The following is a 21,663-nucleotide window of genomic DNA, read 5'->3' as shown; positions in this document are numbered from 1 at the left end:
ATTTTGGGTGTTTTACTGGCAAGAAAAAGACAAGGCCGCCAGCGCAGGGCTGGCAGCGGATGGCGTCATGTAAAGTCTGGTGAAAATATTTTTATAGCAGAAGGGTGGAGCAGGATATTTACTGACGCAGACTGACGGCTAACCGGTTAAATGCATTTATGATGCTGATGGCAAAAGTTAAGTCAGAAATTTCGGCATCAGTAAAATGGGCTTTTAAGTCGTCAAAAAGAGTATCTGGCGTACCGCTGGTGGTGATATGGGTCACCGCTTCTGCCCATGCTAATGCCGCTTTTTCTGCTGTGCTAAAAGCATGACTGAGCCGCCAGCCAGCGATCGCATCCATTTTTGCATCATCAAAACCGCTGTCGCGCAAGAATTTGCCGTGCATATTCAGGCAAAACGCACAGCCGTTTATCTGAGAGACCCGCATATAAACCAGTTCTATTAGCGTTTTTGGTAATGAACTTTTATCGAGTGACATAGAGGCATTGACCAGTGCTTTGTAGGTCACGGGTGAGAGTTCGGAAAAGTAAAGACGTTGTTCGACCATGATAGGATCCTTTGGGTTTTTCTGTGCAATATGGTGCTACTTTAGCAACAGCATGACCTATACTATAGGGCCATAAATTACTTATTTTAGTAGGTCATGATGAGCAATTTTTCACACCTGCTTAAACTGGATCGCCAGCACAATGAACCGGTCTATCGCCAGATTTATCAGCGCATAAAAGAGGCCATTGTGCAGGGAACTTTGTTGCCAGATACCCGAGTGCCGTCTGTCAGGGCGCTAGCCAGTGAGGTGGGTGTCGCGCGGGGAACCGTGGAAAATGCTTACGGGCAGTTGATTGCCGAAGGCTTTTTACAAAGTCGCGGGCAGGGCGGCACTTATGTTTCTGCTCAACTGCGCGATGCCCCGCTATTACCCCTAAATATTGTAGGCCAGCCGGAACCGACCATCACATTAAACCATTCGCTATCGGCCAATCGGGGGATGGCACGGCCATTCCAACTGGGGCTGCCGGCGCTGGATGTTTTTCCTCGGGCGCAATGGGGGAAAATAATGGCCAAGCAGTTACATCACTTAACTGCGACCTCACTTGGGCACCCTCCTGCGGCGGGATTACCGGCTTTACGTGAGTCAATTGCCCACTATTTGCAGTTATCGAGGGGGTTTAGTTGCCACCCGAGTCAGGTATTTATTTGCGCAGGTTATCAGTCATTACTGGATTTGGTCGTGAATACGGTGCTCAAGCCGGGGGATTGTGGCTGGCTGGAAGACCCCGGCTATCCTGCCACTCAGCAGTTGATCCGCGAAGCTGGGCTTATTCCGCACCCGGTGAATGTAGATGGCGATGGCATGGATGTTATCACTGCTATCAATGATTGCCCGCAGGCGCGCTTTGCCATTATTACCCCAGCACATCAAAGCCCGCTGGGTGTTGCGCTGAGTTTGGCACGGCGCATTGCTCTACTGGAGTGGGCCGAGCAGCAGCAATCGTGGATTATCGAGGACGATTATGACAGTGAATTCCGCTATCAAGGGCGGCCGCTACCGCCATTGAAAAGCTTGGATAGACATGGGCGAGTACTCTATGCCGGTACTTTCAGTAAAGTGATGTTTCCTGCTCTGAGGCTGGCGTATTTAGTGGTGCCGCCAGAGCTGGTGGCTGTTTTTAATCACCGCTGCCAACTGCGCAGTTGCGCCAGTCCGCCACTGATACAAGCCAGCGTGGCGGAATTTATTAACCAAGGGCATTTTTATCGCCATTTAAAACGAATGCGCCATTTGTATGTGGAACGTCGTGAAATGCTGACCGCAAGTCTGGAGCGGCAACTGGCAGGGAGTGTAAGGGTTGAACAGCAAGCGGGAGGAATCCAATTGTTGGCTCAGCTAGCAAGCCGCTTGGTCGATAGCGAGGTTGCGGCGCGGGCGCAAAGTCAGGGGCTTGCCATTGAGGCGGTATCTGATTGGGCGTTGGAAAATGGACGTCATCCCCGTAGGAATGCATTATTGATGGGCTTTACCAATCTGACTTCAGTGGCGGAAACCGATTTATTAGTCGCACGGCTGGCAGCAGTAATAGCGGCAATAGCAGAGGGATAAAGAATTTTGGCCCGTGGTGAATAGCACCCGGGCCACCCATACACCGCAAAGAGGCAATGCTGTGATTCTGCCGCAAGAGTGATGAAAAATTGGATTTATATCAGCGGCGCGCGAGCAACAGACCCAGAACCAGACCTATTGCGGCTCCAATACCGACACCTTGCCATGGTTTATCGTGGACATAGTGATTGGCATTATTTGCCACATCGCGCGCATGTTGTTTCAGGTGAGGTGAGTTGAGAAAACGCGCCCGTGCATCGCGCAATACGCCTTCGGCATTTTGCCGCACCTTAGCGAGCTCTTCTTTGCTTTTCTCTCCTGATGAGCGCAATACATCGTCAAGAGTCTCTGTCAGAAGGGCTACGTCCTGACTGAGATCTCTGGCCACTTTTTCTGATTTCTTGAACATTTGACTCTCCGTTTTTCTGCTGAACATTAAGCATAGACCAGTAGATTCGGGGCAATTAGCTTTTAGACTAATCTGAATCAGGTCTTCGGGCTATAAGGCCGCTTTTTACTCAGCATGCTATGACAGCGCTAAAGTGATTTTCATATTATTTGGCTTTGTACATTTGGTTACTCAACGAAACCAATGACTCACGGAAAGGAAAATTTCATTCCTCTATGCTCTTTCCAACGGCCCCACCGGGGGCTTTGCGAAACAAACTCTGAGGATTTTAAAATGAAAAAAGTATTAGCGCTGATCGTTGCTGCCACCATGGGCCTGTCTTCTGTTGCTTTCGCTGCTGAAACTACTGCGGCCGCTACAGCAGCACCAGCTGCAACCAGCACTACTGCTGCACCTGCTGCGGAAAAAGCTGCGCCAGCTAAAGCAACTCACCATAAAAAACATAAAGCCACCACACAAACAACAGAACAGAAAGCACAAGCCGCTAAAAAACACGAGAAAAAAGCGCCAGCTCAAAAAGCTCAGGCTGCTAAGAAACACGAGAAAAAAGCACCAGCTCAAAAAGCCCAGGCTGCTAAGAAACACGAGAAAAAAGCACCAGCTCAAAAAGCCCAGGCTGCTAAAAAACACGAGAAAAAAGCACCAGCCCAAAAAGCTCAGGCTGCTAAAAAACACGTGAAAAAAGCACCAGCTCAAAAAGCACAAGCCGCTAAAAAACACCATACAGCCGCTAAAAAACCAGCTGCAACACCAGCTGCATAATTAAGTTGGAATGCGGGCCATTAAGCACCGCTTACTCAGTTCATAATAAACACCCAGTTAATACTGGGTGTTTTCTTTTGGTCATAAAGATGAGCCGGCGCTATCTATTGGCACCTATTTTGGTGTGATGCATTACTGGCTTGTACCTACTCCTCTTTAGCCTGTGCACGAATCGGCGTATTGTGAATAACATTCTCTTTTTTATCTGAGCACTGTTTATGTCTGCAGGCCCCGCGCCGGTGGGAGCGAATAACCCGCCACTGACTACTCGCCAAATTAATAAACGCATCCTTTCGGTGGTTATTTTTACTTTCGTTTGCTATTTGACCATTGGCCTGCCGCTGGCGGTATTGCCCGGTTTTGTACATAACCACCTGGGTTATAGTTCATTACTGGCCGGACTAGTTATCAGCGCACAATACTTCGCGACCCTGATTAGCCGCCCACATGCGGGGCGATATGCTGATTTATTAGGGCCCAAAAAAGTGGTGTTGTTTGGTTTGAGTTGCTGCGGAATAAGCGGGATATTTTGTGGCTTGGCATTTTGGTTGGATAACCTGCCACTCTTTAGTGTGTTGATGCTGGTGGTTGGCCGTTTTTTCCTTGGGGTTGGAGAAAGCTTTGCCAGCACCGGTTCCACTTTATGGGGGATGGGCGTGGTGGGGTCAATACATACAGCGCGAGTTATTTCGTGGAATGGTGTGGCAACTTACGGCGCGATGGCAATAGGCGCGCCGCTTGGGGTTTACCTGAATATGCGCTGGGGATTAACGGGTATCGCCTGGCTTATCTGTCTGGCGGTACTTTCGGCTTTGGTATTGGCTAGCCGTAAAGCGGCCGTCTCAGTGCTCACGGGCAAGCGCATTGCTTTTCGCGTGGTGTTGGGGAAAATCTGGTTGTACGGTTTGGGGCTGGGATTCGGCACTGTTGGTTTCGGGGTTATTGCAACCTTTATTACCTTGTTTTATGCCGACCACGGATGGAGCGGAGCGGCATTCTCGCTGACATTATTCAGTGTTGCATTTGTCGGTATCAGATTATTGTTTAGTAATAGCATCGGCCGCCACGGTGGTTTAAAAGTTACTTTGGTTTCCTTATTGATAGAAATAGCCGGGTTATTGCTAATTTGGGGCGCAAATGCGCCTTGGATGGTGCAGATTGGTGCATTATTAGCGGGGGCGGGTTTCTCCTTAGTTTTCCCTGCCTTAGGTGTTGAAGCTGTTAAGCAAGTGGAACCTCAAAATCAGGGTTCGGCACTGGGCACCTATTCTGCATTTCTGGATTTAGGGCTGGGGATAACCGGCCCATTGGCAGGGCTAGCTATTAGCCAATTTGGTATTCCTACGATTTATCTGGGGGCCGCATTAATTGTGGTCTTGGGTGTATTACTCACATTGCGGCTAATACAGCGACAGCAGCAAGCTGATAATGCGGCTCGGCTCGATGGTATTTAGACTATTCCGAAATAGCAGCTTTGGGCTAATAAATACGTGGTTTCCCTTATTTATTGCGGTAAGGTCGCTCAATTGGAGTTAAAAAGAGGGGAAATAAATGTATTTACGGCCAGATGAAGTGGCTAGAGTCTTGGAGAATGCCGGCTTTGAGCGGGATTATACGGTTGATCAGGCTTATGGCTATCGGAAAGCAGCTCATTATGTGTATGTGAACCGCGAAGCCCGTATGGGCAGGACAGCATTGGTTATCCACCCGGCGCAAAAAGACAAAAGTTTGTTATTTGCTACACCTACGGCAACACTTCGTATCAGTGATAAATATGTTGAGTTCCCGCTTTATTTGGCAGGTGAAGCTGAAGATCGTTACGGTATTGCCCACGGTTTTAGTTCAAGGGAAATGTTATTGCGCTACCTGAACAGTATGTTCCAGTAAATTACCACGTTGCAATTAATCTCATCACGCCGTAATGCCATTGTAAATGCAATGCGGCTAATGCAGTACGGCGTCAGCTTCTTGGTTAAATTGCAGATTATAATTGCGACGAAACTGTGCTAGTTCAAAGGCATCTAAATCCAGTTCAGCGAAATAAAATAGCGCTGCTTCTGTATGTTCGGCAGTTAACATTGGGGAGATATGTGAGCGAATCAGCGTATTTCGCCATTGCATCACGTTTTCGTCGGAAGGATCTTTGATAAAGGTTTGATAAATAAAGACCAGATAAGCTGCTTTCCTAACATCTTCAGCATACCCATTGCTGGTGGAGCGAATAAACATTTGTGTTTGACGTTGCCCCATTTCTTGCAGCATCGATTCAATATAAATGGGTTTTATCTTCAGTAAATTAGCCAGTGTATCTATGGCTTTGCGGGTATCTGAGGTCATAACACGATAGCCCACAATAAAAACCACGATCAAAACAGCAATAATTATCCACGTCATGTAGTGTTTCTTTGCGCCATAAAAGGTGAAATTGACAACGTAAAATTATCTGTAGAATTGGCAGCACAGATAAAATTAACCCAAAATCTACGGATTATCGCCACTGAAATTATCGCTATTTTTTTGTTGATTATTCAGTTGATGATTAAAAGCGGCAGCATCTTTCGCTAAGGCATCAAGGTGCGCACCCAGCACTTTTATCTGCCTAACCAGGGAATGTTGTTCCGGTAAGGTATTCGCTGTATTGAGCTTTCTAAGCAACATGTCATTTTTAGCCCGCAATGCTGTTTCCCGTGCCTTTGATTGCTCCAGTTCATGCTGCAGCCGATTGTAACTTGCTTGCCATGTCTGGTGCTGTTTCTCAAAAGTTGATTGCAACTCACTCATTGCATTAAGAAACTTTACTTCAAGCTCACGCATTGTCATTGCTTTTCCTTTATGACGGCTTCCAATTCTCAGTGGCAGTATAGCGAAATTTGAGCATAACCTCACCCGCTAGAATCTGTCTTTGATTGCAGGTGCAGGCTGCATAACTCTTATGTTTTACCATAATTTATTTTTACCGCTCATTAATGCATTAAATAAATAATTCTTGCCATTATTATCTCGCTATGCGTTAATAGCTCTATCGGTTTGTAGCACAGACCTATTTATGTAAGCCATTTAAGTAAAGCAGTTCCTAGTTAAAGCGATATTTTTTAGACATCACTTCTCCGACGAATTTCCTTCTTTAGTGCCCCCATAAGTAACTCTTGATCAGCAGACCACAATTGCCAAATTATTGGCACAAATAATGAAGGAAATATCTTAATGTCTACTAAAATGACTGGTTTAGTAAAATGGTTTGATGCAGGTAAAGGTTTTGGTTTTATTTCTCCAGCTGACGGCAGCAAAGATGTTTTCGTACATTTTTCTGCAATCCAGGGTACTGATTATAAAACTCTTGATGAAGGCCAGAACGTAGAGTTCAGCATCGAGCAAGGCCAGAAAGGCCCTTCAGCTGTAAACGTAGTAGCTCTGTAATTTACACTGCTGCAGTTAACGTTTCGCTGTAATTAAATCTGGCTCAGGTCAGATTTATTGTTGATGATTAATCATCAACAAACTGAAAACCTCGCTAAGGCGGGGTTTTTTGTTTTCTGGCATTTAGAATATATGTTGATTAGATATAAATATCTGCCACTAATTATATTTAACTTGTCGCCGATATACCGCAGGTGTGATTCCAATGGTTTGGCGAAATGCATTCCTAAAACCCCTCTATAGTTTGAAATCCACAATATTCGGCAATAGCTGTAATATTCATCTGATCGCTTTCCAATAATTCTTTTGCTCTATGCATTTTCTCGTGTTGTAACCAGACTTTAGGTGTTTGGCCCGTCGCGGCAGAAAAACGGCGTAAAAAAGTTCTTTCACTTAAAGCCAACTCAGCTGCCATCTGGCTTATTGTCCAATTTTTCCCCAGTGTTCCACGACCCCGCTCCATCAGTTTTGCTATATCTCGATGGGTTTCTTTAGCCACGGGCATTGCAGCACTTTTCTCAGCGCAGGCCGATAATACAGTGAGCTGTGGTTGCCATTGGTGAGTATTTTTACTGTAATATAAAATACGCAGCTTTGCTTATGTTGACGATGAACCGCTATTATTCTTGGTATTCATTGTCAGTTAGCTGATAAAATAATGGCGGTTGGGCGGTTAAACAGTGCCATAAATTTTATATTTATAACAGAAAGGAGTTGGCTGTGAATTGGAAGGAGGCCTTGGTATTAGGGGGCATTGCTATTGTCTTTGGTGGTATCACCAGAGTGCTACGCAACAGAAATAAATTGGGCAAAATGAGTGCTATTCTGTTGGTGGCTGTACCCATAGTTATTATAGGTATAATTTATTACCAATACATTAATCCAAACTGGCTACGGGAGAATGAGCGAACTCAAGTAGAACAGTCACTGAATAGCTTCCCGGTCTTCCAAACTCTTAAGCAGCAAGAACCTGCTCTTTATGCCCAGTTGATAGATAACTATATTAAGTCGAAGCAAGAGGGGCATTCTGAACAACAACTGATCGATGAAATGAAACAGTCGGTAACTGAGTTAACTGTGCAGCGAATTCAACGAGCATCCGATGAAAACGTTATTGGCTATATGACGGTTATCTTAGAAGAGTTACGTTATTATCAGGCCAATAATCGCAGTGAAAATCTTTGCTTTAAGGCCTTGTTTCCACAAGTGAGTGGCGGAGTTAATACCAATAAAGTATTACCCCAAGAGTTACTGGAGCGCGATCTTGACTCAATTAATCGTTTGTTCACAGGCTCTACTGGTGAGCTGATAAAGCCAAAAAATCAAGATTATGAGGACAAGTTAAATATCATTGTGGCTCAAATGCAGCAGCAATATGGTGATGATTTACGGATGTTCTCAAACCCAGCCGCTCCAGATGTAGACCGCGAAAAAATCTGTGATATGGCGATTGATATGTACAGTGAGATATTGAAACTGCCGCCAGATGATGCTGGCGCTATTTTGCGCTCAATGTTAGGCGGTGAATAAAAAATAGCCGATTTCGGTTAGTTATTAAAAGAATTCCTATGCTCAGGAATGTCTATTGAATCACTCTCTTCTCCTGCCTATTATGTTAAATTCTGACCAGTAGATAAGAATATCTGGTCAGAATTTAACTTATTATCCCCCGCGTGGGCTGGTTATTCAGTTGAAATAATAATGATAAATAATTTAATAACTGCTGAGTATTTTTAATAAAAACAGCAAATAATAAGTCAACTAAGCAATAGGAAATATCTTTCGATAAGCAAATACTAATAGGTAAATCTTGTTGTTAGGTGTTGTTGTTGGAATATTATCCGTACATTAATTAAAATTTTTTGTCGATATTTTAGATATAGATCAATTTTATTTATTATCAATTTTATTTCTGTCTTGATTTTTTTTGATTACCATCATCTAAAACTGATTTTTGTTAACTAATTGCTTTTAAATCCTAAAAATTTGAGTGAGAGTGAGTCATTAATGCTAAATAACGTATGCATTAGCCATATTATTGTTTAGTGCTACGCTTAATTGATTTTGAATCTTTTTCTAACTGGCAATGACTTGTATTTGTTAGCTAATTTATCAAAGGATGATTAATGTCTAAACGTCTATGGCTCCGAAATACCTTACTGACCGCGGCTTTACTGAGTGCCTTTTCTGCTCCGGTCAGTGCCGCAACTCACACATTGCAATTGGCTATCGGTGACGAACCCACTGAAGGGTTTGACCCCATGTTAGGCTGGAGTCACGGGAGTTATCTGCTGCTGCATAGCCCGTTACTGAAACAAAACGAAGATCTTAGCTGGAATAATTTTTTACTGAGTGACTACAAGACCAGTGACGATGGCAAAACCTGGTTATTGACCCTCAAACCTGACCTTAAATTCTCCGATGGCTCCCCTCTGACCGCCAAAGATGTGGTATTCACCTATAACAATGCAGCGGCCAGCGGCGGTAAAGTTGATATGGGGAATTTCCTCAGCGCCGAAGAAATAGATCCCCTGAATGTTCGTGTTCAATTAAAAGCCCCACAAAGTACGTTTGTGAATGTTCTGGGGTCACTGGGGATTGTTTCAGCAGATAAATACGATGCTAAAACATATGCACAACAGCCTATTGGTGCTGGCCCCTATCGGTTAGTGAGTTTCCAGCCGGGCCAACAAATGATTGTCGAAGCCAACCCCTATTATGCGGGGAATAAAAATGATTTCGATAAACTGATTTTTGTGTTCCTTGATGAAGACAGCGCCTTTGCTGCGGCGCAAAGTGGGCAATTAGGGATCGTGCGTATTCCTCCGTCTATGGCAGTTGGCCCGGTTGATAACATGAAGTTATGGGTCAGACCGAGTGTGGAAAACCGTGGCATTGTATTCCCGACCACTCCCGCCGGTAAAAAAGATGCCAACGGCTATCCTATTGGTAATGATGTCACCGCAGATGTGGCTGTGCGCCGGGCAATTAACTATGCCATCAACCGCCAGCTATTAGCTGACCAAATCATGGAAGGCCATGCTATACCGGCCTATACCGGTGTGCAGGGGCTGCCTTGGAATAACCCAGACTCTGCTATCAAAGACGGTGATATCGAAAAAGCCAAACAGATTTTAGACGCTGCTGGCTGGAAACTGAACAGTGCGGGAATTAGAGAGAAAGACGGCGTTCCTGCCAAAATAACCCTGTGGTATACCAGCGGAGATACTACGCGGCGTGATTTGGCGCAGGCCATTCGTTCAATGCTGAAACCTATTGGGATTGAAGTGGATCTGAAGTCCGGCAGTTGGGAAACCGTAGAGCGTAATATGCATGCCAACCCGACACTGTTCGGCTGGGGCAGTCTTGACCCAATGGAGCTGTACCATCACTACAGCAGTAAGGCCGCCGGCGTGGAATATTATAATCCGGGTTACTATCAAAATCCGGTGGTGGATAAACACCTGCAACAGGCGCTGGATGCCCCAACCTGGGAACAGGCGGTGCCATTCTGGCAGCAAGTGGATTGGGACGGTAACACCGGTGCCGGTATTCGTGGCGATGCCGCCTGGGCATGGTTACTGAATATTCAGCACACCTATTTGGCCAACAATTGCATTGATTTAGGGAAAGGTGCGCCGGAAATCCACGGCTCTTGGTCACTGCTCAATAGCCTTGATAACTGGAAATGGACTTGCCAGTAATGAAAGGGGTTTCGCTGTTTACCTTGCGTTTAGCTTGCCTGCTGTTTATCACTGCAGTGGGCACGTTTACGCTACTGAGTTTCTCCCCAGTTGATCCCATCCGTGCCTATATTGGCAGTGATTTACTGCATGTTCCACCGGAGCAATATCCGCTGATCGCGGCACGTTGGGGGCTGGATTTGCCTTTATGGCAGCGTTTTCTGCATTGGTTTACTCAGGTCTTACAAGGGGACTTTGGCTACTCAATGCTGTACAACGCGCCGGTTTCACAGGTTATTGGTGAACGTTTTGCGACCTCTTTCGCCTTGCTATTTTCGGCCTGGCTATTCTCTGGCATCGTCGGATTATTGCTAGGGCTGACGGCCGGGCGCTATCTTAATCGCTGGCCCGATCGGCTGATTTCAACTTTATCTTATTTATTGGCGTCATTGCCCACCTTCTGGATTGGCTTATTGCTGCTGTCCTTATTTGCCGTGAAATTGAATTGGGCACCTATCTGCTGTGCATGGACGCCGGGGAGCAATGCCGAGACCGCCAGTTGGAGCGACAAGCTGCATCATCTTATTTTGCCGATGCTCGCCTTAGGTTTATTGGGGGTTGGGAATATTGCGCTGCATACCCGTGCCCGGGTCGCCGAAGTGATGAACACGGAGTTTATTCGCTATGCCCAGGCACAGGGGGATAAGGGCTGGTCATTGGTTAATTTCCATATTTTGCGCCATGCCATCACCCCCGCGCTATGCTTACAATTTGCATCGGTAGGTGAATTATTAGGCGGCTCCTTATTGGCTGAGAAAGTCTTTGCCTATCCTGGGCTAGGGCAGGCCACCATTGATGCCGGATTGCACGGGGATATTCCGTTATTAATGGGAATAGTGATGTTCTGTGCCATTTTGGTCTTTTGCGGTAACAGCATCGCCAACGCACTGTTACACCGCCTGAACAGGGGGGCCGCACGGCAATTATGACTTATAACCCAAACCGGGCTTTGTTCCGACTCGTAGTGTCACTGGCGCTATTATTGATCCTGATTATCTATGGCTGGGCGATTTATCCCATTGAAATCCCAATGGATTTGATGGCCCGCCGCCAACCGCCGTCACCGTCATATTGGTTTGGCACCGACAGCCTGGGGCGCGATCTCTGGTTGCGCTGTTTCCAGGGCATGACCACCAGTTTGCAAATCGGCTTGATTGCCGCCTTTGCCAGTGGCCTGCTGGCGATGCTCACCGCCAGTTTATGTTCGGTAAATAAAACGCTGGATTATCTGATCCGTGGGCTGATTGACAGCATGTTAGCCTTGCCGCACTTGCTGTTATTGGTGTTGATTTGCTTCACCTTAGGGGGAGGGAAGCAGGGCGTTATTCTGGCCGTCGCGCTAACCCATTGGCCCAAACTGGCTTTGATTTTACGGGCTGAGATTTTACGTATTCGTGAAACCGATTATGTGATGCTTTCTCATCGGCTGGGTAACAGTAATTTCTACCGCTGGCGTCATCATCTGCTACCGTTATTATTACCACAATGGATTGTTGGCACCTTATTGATGTTTCCCCATGCGGTGTTACACAGTGCAGCACTGAGCTTTTTGGGATTTGGCTTGTCACCTCATGAGCCATCGCTGGGGATATTATTGGCCGACGCGCTGCGTTATCTGAGCAGTGGAGCATGGTGGTTGGCATTTTTCCCCGGTTTTATCCTGGTGGGGTTGGTGCTGATATTTGACCAATTTGCCCGGGCATTACAGCAACTCTGGGTGAGGATAACCTGATGTTGAAATTTTCAAGGTTTGCCATTGATATTGCCCATTACCGCTGGCTGGGGCGAAAAACCTGGCACCCTTTATTGAGTAATATTTCTTTGGAAGTCAATCCGGGGGAGCTGGTCGCCTTGGTCGGTGGCAGTGGTGAGGGGAAAAGCCTGCTACTGCAAAGTGCCCTGGGCTTATTACCGGAAAATATGCGCTGTCATGGAGAGATTATCCTCGACGGGGAGGTGCTCTGCGCGCAGGACAAAATTGATCGACGCGGTAAAACCTTATGTTATGTCCCGCAAGGGGTGAGTGCCTTGAATCCCTTGATTAAAGTCGGGTCTCAAATGACCCGCGCGGCACAGCTCAGCGGAGTAAAATTGCGGCTGGAAGATGTCGCTATGCAACTGCAAACCTATAATCTGGCACCGGGGCTGGTACATGATTTTCCACGCCAACTTTCTGGCGGGATGGCAAAACGGGTGCTCACCAGCTGTGCGACCTTGACCCATGCCCGCTATATTTTGGCTGATGAAGTCACCTCATGGCTGGATGAAGAACACGCCTGCCAACTACTCACTCATTTACGGGCCTTTTGTCAGCAAGGGCGCGGTATTTTATGGGTGACTCATGATTTGGCGTTGGCGGCCCGGTTTGCAGACAAAATAGCCGTGCTGCATAAAGGCGAATTACACGAAACATTGAGTGCCGATGAATTGAAAAACAAGGGCGGCAGCCCCTGGTTGCAATCGCTTTGGGCAGCATTACCGGAGCAACAATTTGTCAGCCAGATCAAGCCATTACCGGAGGTGGCAGAGTATGTTTAGTGTTGATAACCTGACCATTATCCAGGGGGGGAAACGGCTGTGGGATTCTGTCTCATTTTCACTGACGCCGGGGGAGCGTTTGGGGATCTCAGCCCCGAGCGGTTTTGGTAAAACGACTCTGGGGCGGGTGCTGGCACAATGGCAATCGGCCACGTCAGGCCAGATTCTGGTGGGGGGCGCTCCCTTGCCTAAAAAAGGCTATTGCCCTGTCCAGTTGGTGCCACAGCATCCAGAACAAAGCTTCAATCCTTACCGGACAACCGGTGAAAGTCTGCATGATGCCTGGCGGCCTGATGCGCATTGGCTTGAGCGGCTGGTGATTAATCCTGATTGGTTAAAGCGCCGGCCCGATGAGCTTTCCGGGGGCGAACTGGCGCGCATTGCTCTATTGCGGGCATTAGATCCCCGCACCCGTTATTTGATTGCCGATGAAGTTACGGCGCAATTAGATGCACATATTCAAGCACAAATCTGGCAAGTTTTGTTGGAGGAGGCGGCTCGCCGCTCGTTGGGGTTAATTGTGTTTAGCCACAACAAATATTTATTGGAGAAAGTGTGCTCGCGGATATGGATACCCGAAAGAGAGAGTGAAAATCCTCTTTATCCAAGGCCACAAGCTAAACCTCATCTTGGCTTGGCAATGATAAAAACAGGGTGAATTTTATGATAATCAATAGGTAATACATATCTTATTTAAGATGAAATAGTGCTAAGTGCAAAAAATCCATAATGTGTTAGGTATTTTATTTAAGTAAGTGACAATGATTATATTGATCAGGGTCATACTATTCTTAGATATTTTAAGTAACGTTAGGTGAGCAACGGTTAATAATAGTTAACATAATGGCTAGATAAGTTTACATCGCTACGTCGAGGTCGGTGTAAATATTCACCATAATGAATTTAAATTAAAAAAATGTAGAACTGGTGTTCTGGGAAAGTTCTGATCGCCATTTTATGAGGTGATGAATTCTTATGTTTTGTGTGACTTACGTTTTTCCTTACAGTTTTTCCCAGTCTAAAAAAACCATCAAAATCAGCTCAAATATTTTATTTTTTGAAAATAAAACCACAGCTTAATTTTATTGTAACTCATTGTTTTTAATTGATAAAGTTTCATCCGCCTCTTGTGTGAAAGTGTGCAAAATATTAAATTTTCAATTAATGATGAATTTTCCAGATTTTGGACTATATTGGTTAGATGAGTTTTTATATAGAAAAAAATTTAGTTATAGTCATTCCAATTACAAAAAACAGGCTGAAATCTCTCTTTAAATTAAGGGACTAATTAGTTATGACATTGGCTATGGAACGCAAACGATCAACCTCGCCATCCTTATATTGTTTACTGTTGATAAAAGCAGTAATTGTTTTTTGTATTAGTAACAAAAGTTTAATAAATACAAAAATACTATTGCTTGTGATAACTAAAAGCGGTAAAAAATACATATCAAGAGAATCATCACACAAATTAAAAGGACAGGATAATGCTTTTATCCTGTTGCCATTATCTGCTGTAAAGCGGGGGGTTTGTTGTTTTCAAAAATTGATTGGCATCAATAATTATTCTCTTAACTTTCACTTTTTTTAACCAGAACAGGAGGGCTTATGCAGCTCACCCCAAGAGAAGTTGAAAAGCTCATGATCTACACGTTGTCTGATGTGGCATTCAAGCGCAAAGCACGTGGTCTGAAACTCAATTATCCAGAAGCCGTTTCTATTATTACTGTGACTGCCCTGGAAGGGGCCAGAGATGGCAAATCCTTAGAAGACGTCATGAAAGAAGCCAGTAAAGTTCTGACTAAAGATGATGTGATGGAAGGGGTAGCTGATCTGATCCCAAATGTTCAGGTTGAAGCGATTTTTACTGACGGTAGCCGATTAGTTACGGTGCATGACCCCATTAAATAAGTGATGGCAGCATGCGAGTAAAACCTGAATTAAATATTGCAGAGGATTAAAGCATGAGCGCAAAGAAAAGCACCAATACTAAAAGCACTACAGAACAAAATACTCCCCTCGGTGGTTGCATTCTAGCGGATGCGCCAATTACGTTTAATGAGAATAGGCCGGTAACCAAAGTTAAGGTTCGCAATACGGGTGACCGACCCATTCAGGTGGGTTCTCATTTTCATTTCTTTGAAGCTAACCGAGCACTTGAGTTTGACCGCCCTGCGGCCTATGGCAAGAGACTGAATATCTCTTCAACTACCGCAATCCGTTTCGAACCCGGTGATGAAACTGAAGTTCCGCTGATCCCCTTCGGTGGCAAACAAACATTGTATGGCTTTAACAACCTGGTTGATGGCTGGACTGGCGAAGGCGTGGTTCCTAATAGCGAGCGCCCGGATAAGCTTGAAGCTATCCGCCGTGCAGCAGCCCGTGGTTTCAAGTCATCGAAATAATACCTTGTTTCAATAAAAATCATCGAAATTCGCATACGTGTAATTAAGTCATCCATTACACGCACCGGAAAAAGAAAGGAGCGACAGATGCCTCAAATTTCTCGGCAAGAATACGCGGGTCTATTTGGCCCAACGACCGGCGATAAAATCCGCTTGGGTGATACCAACCTATTTATCGAAATTGAAAAAGACCTGCGTGGATACGGTGATGAATCTGTATACGGCGGGGGTAAATCATTGCGTGACGGGATGGGAGCAAATAACCATCTGACCCGCGATAACGGTGTACTGGATTTAGTCATAACCAACGTCACTATTGTTGATGCCCGTTTAGGGGTAATTAAAGCAGACGTCGGTATCCGTGATGGCAAAATTGCCGGTATCGGTAAAAGTGGTAACCCCGGAGTGATGGACGGTGTGACACCAGGATTGGTGGTCGGGGTCAGTACCGATGCGATTTCTGGTGAGCATTTGATTCTCACCGCTGCGGGTATTGATTCACATATTCACTTGATCTCACCACAACAGGCCTACCATGCTTTATCCAATGGCGTGGCAACCTTCTTTGGTGGGGGTATTGGCCCAACTGATGGCACCAACGGCACCACAGTAACACCTGGCCCTTGGAATATTCGTCAGATGTTGCGTGCGGTTGAAGGCTTGCCTATCAACATCGGTATTCTCGGTAAAGGTAACTCTTATGGCCGTGGCCCGCTGATTGAACAAGCCATTGCCGGTGTTGCCGGTTATAAAGTTCACGAAGACTGGGGCGCTACCGCCAATGCTATACGGCATTCATTGCGCATGGCAGATGAAATGGATATTCAGGTTTCAGTGCATACCGACAGCTTGAACGAATGTGGTTATGTGGAAGATACCATTGATGCATTCGAAGGCCGCACTATCCATACCTTCCATACTGAAGGTGCGGGTGGTGGTCATGCGCCGGATATCATCCGTGTTGCCAGCCAACCCAACGTTCTGCCAAGTTCGACTAACCCAACCCTGCCATACGGTGTGAACAGTCAGGCTGAATTGTTTGACATGATTATGGTGTGTCATAACCTCAACCCGAATGTGCCAGCGGACGTCTCCTTTGCAGAAAGCCGTGTGCGCCCAGAAACCATTGCAGCAGAAAACGTACTGCACGATATGGGGGTCATCTCCATGTTCTCCAGTGATTCCCAGGCCATGGGCCGTGTTGGGGAAAACTGGTTGCGTGTGATGCAAACCGCCAATGCGATGAAAGCCTCGCGCGGTAAATTGCCAGAAGATGCACCGGGCAATGATAACTTCCGTGTACTGCGGTATGTAGCAAAAATCACCATTAACCCAGCGATTGCGCAAGGTGTCAGCCATGTTATTGGCTCAGTAGAAGTGGGCAAAATGGCCGACCTGGTGCTGTGGGATCCGCGCTTCTTCGCTGCTAAACCTAAGATGGTTATCAAAGGTGGCATGATCAACTGGGCTGCAATGGGCGATCCTAACGCCTCATTACCTACCCCTCAACCGGTGTTCTACCGCCCAATGTTTGGTGCCATGGGTAAAACCATGCAAGACACCTGCGTTACCTTTGTTTCTCAGGCCGCACTTGATGATGGTGTGAAAGAGAAAGCCGGGCTGGATCGTCAAGTTATGGCGGTTAAAAATTGCCGGACTATCTCTAAGTATGATTTGGTGCGCAATGACCAAACACCAAAAATTGAAGTCGACCCTGAAACCTTTGCGGTGAAAGTGGATGGCGTGCATGCCACCTGTGAACCTATTGATACAGCGTCAATGAACCAGCGCTATTTCTTTGGCTAATGGATGACTCTGGACACCAATCCAGTTGGTTTAATTATTCAGTCTGCTCAGGGTAAGTGTCTTTTAGCTGTTGGATGACACAGAAAAGGATTTCACTACCTTGAGCAACTGGCTGACGCAAGGAGTCAATAACATGATTTTGATAGAGCACATTCTTGGCAATGTGAAAAAAGATCCGGTTTGGCAGGCGAAACTTAAAAATGCCACTTTTGATCTCTTGGTTTTGGATCAACGAGAAGCGCAGAAAAGTCGCTGCCGTAAATCCAGCACCCAAGGTCTGGATCTCGGTATTTCTCTCGACCGACACGTTGTTCTTGCTGATGGTGATGTGCTGGCATGGGATGAAAAAACCAATGTCGCGGTAGTGGTACAAATCAATTTGCGTGATGTGATGGTCATTGATTTAAGTGAACTGAAAACCCGTTCACCGGATGAATTAATTAAAACCTGCTTTGAACTCGGACACGCACTGGGGAATCAGCACTGGAAAGCGGTCACGAAAAATAACGAGGTCTATGTGCCTCTCACCGTGGCCACCACCATGATGGACTCGGTCATGAGAACCCACGGTTTCCAACATCTGCCTTTCCGTTTTGTTAAGGGCGCGGAGATTTTGCCACGACTCAGCAATTCTGAAGCCCGGTTACTGTTTGGCGGCGCAGAAGACACGGATACCCATGTGCATGTGGCCAGCCCCTTAGATGAACCCCATGGTTCCGGTTTACATATTCATGGCATTCATTCCCACGGCGATGGGCATTCACATAGTCACGACGACCACGATCATGACCATAATCACGATCACGACCATAAACACTGACTCGCGCAGGGAGGCACCGCAATGAATGCATCAGATCTCATTCGTATTATGCAGTTTGGTGATTCCGTACTGCCAGTCGGGGCCTTTACGTTTTCCAATGGTGTGGAGTCCGCTATCCAGACCGGCGTGGTGCATGACGTGCCGACCTTGAAAGGCTTTGTCCTGACCGCACTAAAGCAGGCCGCCAGCTGTGATGGCATGGGGGTGGTTGCCGCCCATCGTGCCGTGGTAGCCGATGACCGTGACGGCATTATCCGGGCTGACTGGGCGATACATAACCGTAAGTTAAATGAAGAAAGCCGCCTGATGGCAACCCGCATGGGGAAAAAATTGGCCGAGATGTCCATTCATGTGGTGGAGCACCCGCTCATCAGTTGGTGGTTGGAACAGATAAAAAATGGCAATACCGCTGGAACCTATCCGGCGACTCAAGCAGTCGTTATGGCGGCACAAGGGATTGGGCAGCGGGAAGTGGTGGTGATGCATCAGTATGGCGTGGCTATGACGATATTAAGTGCGGCCATGCGGTTAATGCGCGTCACTCATTTTGATACCCAGCACATTTTATTTGAATTAAATCATGATATTGAAAAATTCTGCGACATTGCCGAATTGGGCGACATCGATCAAATGTCATCTTATGTCCCTATTGTCGATGTGTTGGCAGCCGTTCATGTCAAAGCGCATGTTCGCTTATTCAGTAATTGATAAAAATACATTCTGAGTTCTGGGTTTTCTATAGATTAAAATAAAGAGGATTTTTCCCGTGACTAGCCATTCAACCGACAAACGTAAAAAGATAACCCGAATTGGTATTGGTGGCCCGGTAGGTTCAGGTAAAACCGCCATTATCGAAGTTATTACTCCAATCCTGATTAAACGCGGCATCAAGCCACTGATTATTACCAATGACATCGTCACCACCGAAGATGCCAAGCAGGTGAAGCGCACCCTGAAAGGCATTTTGGATGAAGAAAAAATTCTTGGAGTGGAAACCGGTGCTTGCCCGCACACTGCGGTGCGCGAAGACCCAAGTATGAATATTGCCGCCGTGGAAGAAATGGAAGAGCGCTTCCCTGAAAGCGACCTTATCATGATTGAAAGTGGCGGTGACAACCTGACACTGACTTTCAGCCCGGCACTGGCTGACTTCTATATCTATGTTATAGATGTGGCTGAAGGTGAAAAAATCCCACGCAAAAATGGCCCCGGCCTGGTTCAGGCAGATATTCTGGTCATCAATAAAATCGACCTCGCGCCTTATGTTGGTGCCAGTCTGGCGGTGATGGAAAGTGATACCAAAGTGGTGCGAGGCGAGCGCCCTTATATCCTGACCAACTGCAAAACCGGACAAGGCATTGAAGAGCTGGTGGATATGATTATGCGCGACTTCCTGTTTACTCACGTACAAACGCAAGGAGAGCACGCATGACATCGCAGAGCCAGAATATCGTGGAAACTCCTTCACGGGTTCGTGCTCACGCATTAGGTGTTAACGCACCGGAATTAGCACCATATCAGGATGAACCGGCGCAAATGCGTAGCGGAGCTGTAGGGAAAAGTGGCTATCTCAAGCTGAGATTTGCTAAACGTGAACATCGCAGTATTTTGGCAGAAATGGAAAGACGGGTGCCATCGTTGGTGCAAAAAGCGCTGTACTGGGATGAAGAAATGCCGGAATTACCTTGTGTCACCATGATCTCGACCTCTGGGTGCATTTTACAAGGTGACCGGCTGGCCACGGATGTGCTGGTCGAGGCAGGCGCTTGTGCGCATGTGACTACACAATCGGCAACCAAAGTTCACATGATGAATGCGAACTATGCTTCCCAGGTACAGAATTTTACGGTGGAAGAGGGCGGCTATCTGGAATTTATGCCAGACCCACTTATTCCGCATCGTAATTCACGTTTTATTACTGATACCACCATTCATATTCATCCTACGGCGACCGCGATTTATTCCGAGGTGCTGATGTCTGGGCGTAAATATCACCATGTGGATGAGCGCTTTGGTTTTGACGTTTATTCATCCCGCGTGGCCGCACATGATTTGAACGGCAAGGAGCTGTTTGTTGAAAAATATGTGCTGGAGCCAAAATCCGAAAGCCTTGATGCCATTGGTGTAATGCAATCATTTGATACATTTGCCAATGTGATTTTATTAACGCCGAAAGAGCATCATGACCGCATTTTGGCGCGAGTGCCGGCCCGTTTTGATATTAAGGGCGGCATTGCCAGTGGGGCAACGCGTTTACCGAATGATTGTGGTCTGGTGTTTAAAGCGCTGGGCATTGACAGCGGTGGGGTTAAGGATGAAATTCGGCAGTTCTGGAAAATAGCGCGTGAGGAGATTCTCGGCATTACATTGCCGGAAAAATTCTTGTGGCGCTAAGGTGTCACCCAAGGTTAACCACTGTTGCAGTCACTAAAACGGCTGCAACAGCCAGTGGGTGCAGCTAAACCAGCTGTAACTTCAAGTAATAAGGGATTACCCAAAGTCATTGGAGTTGGAGCAAGGTGGCAAATGAATGAGTCCCGATGAGTTGACTCAGATCAGTGATTCGGGGGAGAAAATATAGCTAATACAGCTGTAACTTCAAGTAATAAGGGTAAAATGATGAATGCGAAAACGGGCACCCCATCTAGCTGGGAAAAACTCAGCAACTCAAATGTTTTCATTGAATTTATCGATACCACACTGCGCGGCTGCGCTCAGGTTATGTTCCAGAATAACCCACTGACGGGCTTATTCTTCTTTATCGCGATATTTGTCGGCGCCTACGGGGAAGGGAACCCGGCAGTAGCATATGGTTGTGTGCTGGGCACTGTGGTGGCGACCCTCGCTGGGTTAAACTTAAGTGATCGTAAATCATGGCGTTCGGGATTATATGGCTATAACGGATGTTTGGTAGGGGCAGCCTTACCGACATTTTTGGTCGTTACACCACTAGTTTGGGCTTGTATTGTGCTTGGCAGCATAGTGTCCGTTATCGTAATGGTCTGTATTGCCGATTTTTTAAAAACCTGGAAAGTGGCAGCATTAACCGCACCATTTGTTCTCACCACCTGGATAATATTACTGGCCAGTTATGCTTTTTCCGGTCTAAATGGCAGCGGGTTACCTACACCAGTGCTACCCCATCCTTTTGTTTTAGATGCTGAGACTTCTGCTATTGGCAGGAATGTTTTTGTCAGCATGTTTAATGGTGTTTCCGAAGTCTTCTTATTAAGTAGCTTGATTGGCGGTATTTTGTTTGTCATCGGGCTGGCGGTGGAATCACTTTGGGCGGCAGTATTTGGATTGGGTGGGTCGTTATTAGCTATTTTCACCGCGATACTCCTTGGTGCCGAACCTCACAGTATTGATGTCGGCCTTTATGCATTCAGTGCTGCACTGACCGCCATCGCATTAGGATCGACATTTAATAAACCCAGTTGGCGTGTTTTGGTTTATACCATCATCGGCGTTATTTTTACGGTGCTGGTCCAAGGTGCCCTAAATGTCCTGCTGTTGCCTATCGGTATTCCTACTTTGACCATGCCATTTGTTTTGGCCTCATGGTTATTCTTGGTGCCGAATAAAGATATTATGCCAGCACATAGACAATAGCGGCCTGCTACCCAAAGTCATTGCTGACTACCTGTAGCTTCAAGTAC

Annotated in this window: 24 protein-coding genes; 19 read left to right on the top strand and 5 right to left on the bottom strand. The window is 46.4% G+C overall.

Annotation, left to right across the window (positions count from 1 at the left end):
• Window positions 1–118 precede the first annotated feature (118 nt).
• Complete coding sequence (locus YROHD0001_RS11840) at window positions 119–550, bottom strand: carboxymuconolactone decarboxylase family protein (protein WP_032816459.1); 432 nt, start codon at window positions 548–550, stop codon at window positions 119–121.
• Window positions 551–646: 96 nt separating this feature from the next.
• Here YROHD0001_RS11840 and pdxR point away from each other — a divergent pair, with 96 nt between their 5' ends.
• Window positions 647–2,104, top strand: coding sequence for a MocR-like pyridoxine biosynthesis transcription factor PdxR (pdxR, locus tag YROHD0001_RS11845; RefSeq protein WP_004714054.1), 1,458 nt, complete (start codon window positions 647–649; stop codon window positions 2,102–2,104).
• A gap of 100 nt (window positions 2,105–2,204) precedes the next feature.
• Here the strand turns inward: pdxR and YROHD0001_RS11850 are convergent, their stop codons facing one another.
• On the bottom strand, window positions 2,205–2,513 hold the full coding sequence (locus tag YROHD0001_RS11850) for an ElaB/YgaM/YqjD family protein (protein WP_004714053.1): 309 nt from the start codon (window positions 2,511–2,513) through the stop codon (window positions 2,205–2,207).
• 273 nt (window positions 2,514–2,786) lie between these two features.
• Between YROHD0001_RS11850 and asr the strand changes: the two genes are divergently transcribed.
• From asr to YROHD0001_RS11865, 3 genes are all read left to right on the top strand, one after another.
• Entirely contained in the window at window positions 2,787–3,275 is a 489-nt protein-coding gene (asr, locus tag YROHD0001_RS11855; protein WP_004714052.1) for an acid resistance repetitive basic protein Asr, read from the top strand.
• Between the two features lie 218 nt (window positions 3,276–3,493).
• Window positions 3,494–4,729 carry an MFS transporter gene (locus YROHD0001_RS11860; RefSeq protein WP_004714051.1) on the top strand — a complete coding sequence of 412 codons (1,236 nt, stop codon included), beginning with the start codon at window positions 3,494–3,496 and terminating at the stop codon, window positions 4,727–4,729.
• A gap of 97 nt (window positions 4,730–4,826) precedes the next feature.
• Window positions 4,827–5,162 carry a DUF2002 family protein gene (locus YROHD0001_RS11865; RefSeq protein ID WP_004714050.1) on the top strand — a complete coding sequence of 112 codons (336 nt, stop codon included), beginning with the start codon at window positions 4,827–4,829 and terminating at the stop codon, window positions 5,160–5,162.
• A 57-nt stretch (window positions 5,163–5,219) separates the two neighbouring features.
• Here YROHD0001_RS11865 and YROHD0001_RS11870 read toward each other — a convergent pair whose 3' ends face one another.
• Together YROHD0001_RS11870 and YROHD0001_RS11875 are read right to left on the bottom strand one after the other, a co-directional pair.
• Window positions 5,220–5,669 (bottom strand): DUF1198 domain-containing protein, encoded by a 450-nt coding sequence (locus YROHD0001_RS11870; protein ID WP_004714049.1) that lies wholly within the window; start codon window positions 5,667–5,669, stop codon window positions 5,220–5,222.
• Between the two features lie 87 nt (window positions 5,670–5,756).
• Window positions 5,757–6,095 (bottom strand): MbeD/MobD family mobilization/exclusion family protein, encoded by a 339-nt coding sequence (locus tag YROHD0001_RS11875; RefSeq protein WP_032816457.1) that lies wholly within the window; start codon window positions 6,093–6,095, stop codon window positions 5,757–5,759.
• Window positions 6,096–6,479: 384 nt separating this feature from the next.
• Between YROHD0001_RS11875 and cspE the strand changes: the two genes are divergently transcribed.
• Window positions 6,480–6,692: a transcription antiterminator/RNA stability regulator CspE gene (cspE, locus tag YROHD0001_RS11880; protein WP_032816455.1), complete on the top strand. Its 213-nt coding sequence runs from the start codon at window positions 6,480–6,482 to the stop codon at window positions 6,690–6,692.
• 226 nt (window positions 6,693–6,918) lie between these two features.
• Here cspE and YROHD0001_RS11885 read toward each other — a convergent pair whose 3' ends face one another.
• Window positions 6,919–7,191 (bottom strand): helix-turn-helix domain-containing protein, encoded by a 273-nt coding sequence (locus YROHD0001_RS11885; protein ID WP_235427896.1) that lies wholly within the window; start codon window positions 7,189–7,191, stop codon window positions 6,919–6,921.
• Between the two features lie 221 nt (window positions 7,192–7,412).
• Between YROHD0001_RS11885 and YROHD0001_RS11890 the strand changes: the two genes are divergently transcribed.
• The 14 genes from YROHD0001_RS11890 to yut all read left to right on the top strand — a co-directional run bounded on the left by YROHD0001_RS11890 (window position 7,413) and on the right by yut (window position 21,616).
• A complete protein-coding gene (locus YROHD0001_RS11890) occupies window positions 7,413–8,222 on the top strand; it encodes a hypothetical protein (RefSeq protein ID WP_004714046.1) in 810 nt (269 codons plus the stop codon).
• Between the two features lie 596 nt (window positions 8,223–8,818).
• Complete coding sequence (locus YROHD0001_RS11895) at window positions 8,819–10,396, top strand: ABC transporter substrate-binding protein (protein WP_004714045.1); 1,578 nt, start codon at window positions 8,819–8,821, stop codon at window positions 10,394–10,396.
• Complete coding sequence (locus tag YROHD0001_RS0117570) at window positions 10,396–11,364, top strand: ABC transporter permease (RefSeq protein WP_072087032.1); 969 nt, start codon at window positions 10,396–10,398, stop codon at window positions 11,362–11,364. The genes YROHD0001_RS11895 and YROHD0001_RS0117570 overlap by 1 nt, the downstream gene beginning before the upstream one ends.
• Window positions 11,361–12,167 (top strand): ABC transporter permease, encoded by an 807-nt coding sequence (locus tag YROHD0001_RS0117565; protein WP_032816450.1) that lies wholly within the window; start codon window positions 11,361–11,363, stop codon window positions 12,165–12,167. The genes YROHD0001_RS0117570 and YROHD0001_RS0117565 overlap by 4 nt, the downstream gene beginning before the upstream one ends.
• Entirely contained in the window at window positions 12,167–12,973 is an 807-nt protein-coding gene (locus tag YROHD0001_RS11900) for an ATP-binding cassette domain-containing protein (RefSeq protein ID WP_004714044.1), read from the top strand. The genes YROHD0001_RS0117565 and YROHD0001_RS11900 overlap by 1 nt, the downstream gene beginning before the upstream one ends.
• The gene (locus tag YROHD0001_RS11905; RefSeq protein WP_032816448.1) at window positions 12,966–13,631 is read left to right on the top strand and encodes an ATP-binding cassette domain-containing protein; all 666 of its coding nucleotides are present in this window, start codon (window positions 12,966–12,968) and stop codon (window positions 13,629–13,631) included. The genes YROHD0001_RS11900 and YROHD0001_RS11905 overlap by 8 nt, the downstream gene beginning before the upstream one ends.
• 950 nt (window positions 13,632–14,581) lie before the next feature.
• Complete coding sequence (locus tag YROHD0001_RS11910; protein ID WP_032816446.1) at window positions 14,582–14,884, top strand: urease subunit gamma; 303 nt, start codon at window positions 14,582–14,584, stop codon at window positions 14,882–14,884.
• 53 nt (window positions 14,885–14,937) lie between these two features.
• Window positions 14,938–15,378 carry an urease subunit beta gene (locus YROHD0001_RS11915; RefSeq protein WP_004714041.1) on the top strand — a complete coding sequence of 147 codons (441 nt, stop codon included), beginning with the start codon at window positions 14,938–14,940 and terminating at the stop codon, window positions 15,376–15,378.
• An 87-nt stretch (window positions 15,379–15,465) separates the two neighbouring features.
• A complete protein-coding gene (locus YROHD0001_RS11920) occupies window positions 15,466–17,184 on the top strand; it encodes an urease subunit alpha (RefSeq protein ID WP_004714040.1) in 1,719 nt (572 codons plus the stop codon).
• A 133-nt stretch (window positions 17,185–17,317) separates the two neighbouring features.
• Window positions 17,318–18,004 (top strand): urease accessory protein UreE, encoded by a 687-nt coding sequence (gene ureE / locus YROHD0001_RS11925; protein WP_032816444.1) that lies wholly within the window; start codon window positions 17,318–17,320, stop codon window positions 18,002–18,004.
• A gap of 21 nt (window positions 18,005–18,025) precedes the next feature.
• Window positions 18,026–18,712 (top strand): urease accessory protein UreF, encoded by a 687-nt coding sequence (locus tag YROHD0001_RS11930; protein ID WP_004714037.1) that lies wholly within the window; start codon window positions 18,026–18,028, stop codon window positions 18,710–18,712.
• Window positions 18,713–18,770: 58 nt separating this feature from the next.
• Entirely contained in the window at window positions 18,771–19,436 is a 666-nt protein-coding gene (gene ureG, locus YROHD0001_RS11935; RefSeq protein WP_004714036.1) for an urease accessory protein UreG, read from the top strand.
• Window positions 19,433–20,398, top strand: a complete 966-nt coding sequence (locus YROHD0001_RS11940) for an urease accessory protein UreD (protein ID WP_032816442.1) — start codon at window positions 19,433–19,435, stop codon at window positions 20,396–20,398. The genes ureG and YROHD0001_RS11940 overlap by 4 nt, the downstream gene beginning before the upstream one ends.
• Window positions 20,399–20,623: 225 nt before the next feature.
• A complete protein-coding gene (yut, locus tag YROHD0001_RS11945; protein WP_032816441.1) occupies window positions 20,624–21,616 on the top strand; it encodes an urea transporter in 993 nt (330 codons plus the stop codon).
• The last annotated feature ends 47 nt before the right edge of the window (window positions 21,617–21,663 follow it).

It is taken from the genome of Yersinia rohdei ATCC 43380 (genome assembly GCF_000173775.1).
Classification (GTDB): Bacteria; Pseudomonadota; Gammaproteobacteria; order Enterobacterales; family Enterobacteriaceae; genus Yersinia; species Yersinia rohdei.
Note: the sequence above shows the minus strand (reverse complement) of the source record. Positions and strands in the feature narration are given on the sequence as shown.